Origin of the sequence: Spirosoma panaciterrae DSM 21099, assembly GCF_000374025.1 — a bacterium.
GTDB classification, from domain to species: domain Bacteria; phylum Bacteroidota; class Bacteroidia; order Cytophagales; family Spirosomataceae; genus Spirosoma; species Spirosoma panaciterrae.
The window spans coordinates 1-5,677 of the sequence record NZ_KB893225.1 but is presented as its reverse complement, the minus strand read 5'-3'; the positions used below and the strand labels follow the sequence as shown (position 1 = coordinate 5,677).

Sequence of the window (5,677 nt, the reverse complement as noted above, 5' to 3'; positions counted from 1 at the left end):
CGATGCTGCTAATCAGGCTGATGGCGCGCTGGGCGAATCCTTAGTTGTCGCCATTCTTTGGCGGGTTGGCCAACGACTGGAGAAGGTCTTCGGGGATCAAGCCTANAATGGCGTATTTGCCAAAGAGCTTGACCGCTGGAGCATTGATTTTGAGAAAGCCGCTCGGCCTGAATCAGCGCGTGGTTTTGTGCCCGTTGCCAAGCGGTGGGTCGTTGAACGGAGTATCGCCTGGACCAACTTCTTTCGGCGGATCGTAAAGGATTACGAGTATACCGTATCGTCTTCGGTGTCTTGGCTGTATTTAGCTAACAGTCAAATCATGCTACAACGGCTTGAGGCTGTAAACCAAACATAATTTCCCAACACGCTCTAATAGAACGCAACAGCACTATTATAGTGTAAACATCAACTAAATAATTCAATCTATCCACTGGTACTAACTCGGGGCAGTTTTAGAGCCCGAATTTGCGCTAGATTAAATATTGATAAGTCAAAATACTAATTTGATGCTCGGAAATAAACTTGCTCTATAAAGCCATTAATAGAGACTCTATATAAGATTGTAAAAAAATTACTATCCTTCATTTTAATATTAGTATCATCATCCTTTAAATTGTAGAGTGTATCCCAACTTGATGCTAAAAAATCTCCTGCAAGCTTAGTACCCTCAATATTTAGACCACCAACAATAAATATATCAGCACTTTGTTTTGCATCTTTATTTAAACGGACTTTGGAAATAAGGATATAATCCATTGTGTTTTCATCAATTTCAAACTCAATCCAATTATCTTCTAATAAATTTATTGACCCATTAAAAAAATTTGCACATTTAATTTTATGTGCTTTAGGGTTATCCCCCTGAATAAATTTAAAATAACGGCCATGAACTTCTTTATGATCATAATTATTACAATGCATCGATAATTTATTTGAGAAAAGGCCGACACATATTATTTTCCCCGCTTTTGATAAAGCTTCAGATGGGGGCAAAAAAGTCGCTTTTTTAATAGCGTTATATACTAACAAGTCGTTAGCAATATTTGCAGTATGCAAATCTGCTTGATTATGGCCATTAGAATAATCAGGCAAGGCAATAGAAACATCAATTTTATTTTCTCCAAATATTTTAAAGGCAAAATTATTTTTTTTGTTTACAAACCAATGTTGTTTTATATAATCAACCAGTTCAAATTCTGAAAATAGACCATTGTCTATAGCAGCTTTTAACATTTTTCTCTCTTCAAAAAAGACTTCTATTGGTTTAGAATCTTGACTAAATAATTTTTCATTCAATTTTAACACATCAGGCCTATTATCTATCTCTTTTTTATTTTTCTTTATTTGACTTTTGTTTTTATTATTGACTTTCATATTCTCATCTACTAATTCACCCTTATAACTCATTCGGGCAAATCCATGAATATAGGCTTGAAAAAGTCTTTCTTTAACTATACTATTTGATGCACCTTGGCTTTTCAAATAGCATGCAGCATAGAAAAAGTCTCTTTTATAGCTATTATTATTGGCATGATATTGTAGTGAATATTCATCGAGGCCAGAGCGAACCATTCTGTTTATCGGCCCAATCAAATAGGTTAGTATGCCATTGTATTTTCTATCTAACCTATAAAATTGAAAACTATCTATTTTTATATCAGACTCGTACTGATTAAGTTCAAATGAATCTATTGACCTTACAACACAGCATAATCTACTTTCTAATTTTTTCAATTTTGCAATCCGTCGTGTAGCTATTCCAGACCAAATAGTACTTCCAGGTATGTTGTGATCTATATAACTATTTAAATCAATCGTTATATCCATATATATGTTTCTTTCCTTAATATTTAATTTATTACTTTCACGATAAAAATTAAGTTGAAGAATGTCTTTTGAATAATTTATTACTTTCCCATAATATATAGCATCCTTTGATTTGAGTCTAGCATTGCCGTTAGGAAAGATTGAAATTGGGTATTTTTTAATTGGCACTTCATGTATACTCTTATATTTGTAAATTTGATGGTCTCCAAATAATGTAGTATTAAGACAAATAAAATCTCCATGTAAAGGACTAATATTTTGCATATCTTTCAATAGCATGGATACACCCCCATCTACCAAAATTTCAGAATGTCCATTCAAAAAAAACCTTTTCACTTCTTCATTTTTTTCGAAATATCTTTCCAAGTCAACATTCCTAAAATTATCTTCTTCTATTGGAACCTCCCACAATGAATTAATCAATACGTTTGCAACATCATCTAATAATTTAGATGCTTCGTTTTTTTCATATATAGCATCTAAATTGAAAAATTTATTAATTAAATCTTCTTCGGAAATGTTTTCTTTTTCGAAAATCTTATATCCGACTAGGTCTTCGATAGTTGACAAATCTAGTTTTTTTAATATCACTTTAGATGCAAGGGGGAACCTAAGTTTCGGATGGCTAATTATTGTTCGTACACCAATCCACTCGTTACTATTTCTATTCCATTCATTAGTTTTAAAAATAAAATGAAAGTTCATCTTCACATCATAATTGATGACTCTCGATTTTATTACATTATAATCGCAATTTATTATTAAAAAACTCTCTTGATTTATGCTAATTAAGTCATAGTACCCAAAATAAACCTCATTAGGAAATTTTTTCTGATTATATGTGTAAATTATGACTCTTGCCTTATTATCAATTATTACTAATACAGGACTTAATCTAGGGCCTGAAGTTGTAGGAATAAATAAATGGCATTTATATATCCCCTTTATTCGATCTAAGTTATCATCTCTTTTATTTCCTATTATATCTAAGCTTCTGGAAATGTCAAGTCTTTTGCCTCGAAGTTTAGGAAATAATTTATCAGTTAATTCGCTATCAAGCTTGCTGTTAATGTCCTCCTCAATTCGCCCAAGATAACCTATACCAGTTGATATATCTCCTTCTCGTCTTTCTTTTGAATAGGCTAGCCAATATGCATCCTCTTCACCAAATGTATTTCTGGAATAGAATAATAAACTTAGAGTTTGTTTGGCATCTACTTCATTAAATAATATTGAAATATGAATACCATCTTTACTCCTAGTTTCTCTAATTATACCATTTAATTCTATCTTATTCCGTATGAGTTTGACATTTGAAGACTTAGGATTTTTTTCTAATATGTATCTACCCAAAGTACCTGAACTTAAATAATCATTTGATTCTTTCCAATAATATAAAATATATCTTAAGGCAGTTTTTTGAGTATCGTTACTAGTTATGTTTTTGTAATTTTTTAAATCAATTAGTTCATGGTCTTTTTCATCATTCTTAGGTTTATAATAAACTTTCCCATCTATAAACTGTAGTTTAGAATTTTTAAAATATATGTAACAGATTATGTTTAGAATATGTTCTTTTTCCTCTTTTTCTCTTTCTTCCTGGGTTTTATTATTATTCTTAATATATCTATCATGTAGGATACTGTAGTAGACATTATTATAATAGCTCTCCTTGGCATTACCTATGGCTGTTTTAATTTCATTATATACAAAATGTTTAAGAGGCTTGATATTATCAGCATGCAAGACACTCTCTCGCTCGCTATGTAATTTGTTGACTAATCCTCTTAGACTGGATAATGAATACTTACTAAGAGTATTTTTAATTTTTTTAAATTCATCCATTGATTGTACAATATAAACAAACTATTGCCTTATTTCAAGATTATTTTTTCGTAAAAATAGTGAAATATATTTCACTCTTAAAATATATATATATATTTTAAAAAATATTTTAACATATAAGAAAAATTATATATCATCTTAATGATACTAAAAATAAATCCCCATCAAATAACTCGTAAGCAACTATTTTTACAGTACCCAAAAAAGGATTATTAAAAAAGTACAATATATTTTTTTTAGTTAGTTCATTTTGTATTCATCAATTTTTAACTTTATAATACTCAGTTATTAAATTTTTTAAAAAAGGTATTAGTAGTATTACATTAAACATTTACACAATCGCCTGATTTTCAGTATAGTATAATTAATTAGATTTTTGTTTTCTTCACATTGAAAATCATTCAACATAATGCCTATGGTATAAAAAAACAAAACAGGCTTAGTGCCTTTCGGCAGAAAGCCTGCTGTGTAGAAAGGATTTGGCTGCATGTAGTACCAGCTTAACTTTGGCGAGTGGACACTGGTACTAATTGGGGAATCAGGATTCCTTGATTCCCTGCTTATCCTAAATTGGGCGCAAAGATACACAACTCCCCTATCTTGCCAGCAACTTAGGTAGCTTTTTTGCAACTACTTTTTTCAGTTATTTAAAAAAAATAGCAATGAAGACCTATGTTTTGCAAGGAGTGCAATTTATTGCTCCTCTACTCCCCAAAATGTCCATTAGCATTTATCATACTAATGAAATTGCCAGCAGAAGTGATAATACTTGGTATTGTGGCCTTATTATCTTAGGTTTTTATATAAGCCGCCATATAGCTATTAATCAGCCCAATAAACACAAATTTTCAGATGAGTTCTGGGCTGAAAGCGATCGCTGGAAAACAAGAGTTGATTACTTGCTCTGTTTACTTGTTACCCATCATTACTTTTTTAATGGTGGAGTTCACCTACCTAATTCATCTGGCTGTTGCTGTTTCGTAATAGGAATAATGCTAATATTTTTAGCAGATCATATTCAACGCTTTATCGATGAAATGCAACAAATGAAAAAAGAGTAATCTGTTTTCATTCAACTCTTTTTCTCAAGGTATGTGATTAAAACTTTTCTGTCAATATGGTTTAGTTGCGTTTGTACAAACGATATTGGCAGAAAAGTTTTATGTCTAGCAAACATCTAATTTAAATATAAATCCCTATCAGTCAGACTATTATGAAGATTATTCTTCCATAAGAATGCTAATACTCATTTTATATGTTATCTAATATTCTGATCCGCATACTCTTCTAAGCCGTTATAACTAGAGTGTATATACTCTATCTTAGTAAACCCCATATCAACTCTTTGGAATTCAGTATGATTGTCAGTCCGATCAAAGTAGGATTCAATCAATTGAAAATGCGCTAATACTTCGAGCGACCATTTTCTAACGGCTTCGCACACCTGCTGCGAAGTTATTGCTGTACAACATAGGGAGCCGGAAACTATATTAGTCTTAATTAACTTTAAACAGCAACAATTTTAAGCCTTGTAGATTTATATCGGGCATTTGGTGATGGCTGGTAATGAAGTATATACATGACTATATCAATTGGCGACTAATATAAAGTTATATACCTGTTATGATACGTAGCGACTTCGACCAATGTGAAAAACGAGAGAAAGTGCAATAACTTCCCTTTTTTATTTTTCTCAAAGCATAGGACATACTTGGGATCAAGGATAATACTTGTGGAGTAACTTGGATTAAGCATATAATTGAGACAGCCTATATAAGAAGAATGCCACGTTACCAACCCCTCTGAACTGAGCCCGAAACGCCTTGATCTTGGCATTGAATGACTCCGCTGAGGCATTCGTACTGCGGTTGTCAAAGTAGTTGAGAATCGTTTCATAGTGATTCTGGATCGAACGAGCCACCGTGTTGAAGGCCTTAAAACCCGCTTGGCGGACTTTCTCATGCCATTTAGCCAACCGGGCTAAGCCGTAGAGCTTATCGGTCGT

At 32.1% G+C, this 5,677-nt stretch carries 3 protein-coding genes; 1 reads left to right on the top strand and 2 read right to left on the bottom strand.

What is annotated here, in order from left to right; translation table 11 throughout:
• Positions 1–498 precede the first annotated feature (498 nt).
• Positions 499–3,672: a hypothetical protein gene (locus B153_RS0129400; protein ID WP_020600333.1), complete on the bottom strand. Its 3,174-nt coding sequence runs from the start codon at positions 3,670–3,672 to the stop codon at positions 499–501.
• Between the two features lie 662 nt (positions 3,673–4,334).
• Here B153_RS0129400 and B153_RS0129395 point away from each other — a divergent pair.
• Positions 4,335–4,733, top strand: coding sequence for a hypothetical protein (locus B153_RS0129395; RefSeq protein ID WP_020600332.1), 399 nt, complete (start codon positions 4,335–4,337; stop codon positions 4,731–4,733).
• A gap of 686 nt (positions 4,734–5,419) precedes the next feature.
• Here the strand turns inward: B153_RS0129395 and B153_RS36145 are convergent.
• A partial coding sequence (locus B153_RS36145; protein ID WP_020600331.1) for a transposase occupies positions 5,420–5,677 on the bottom strand: 258 nt, incomplete at its 5' end.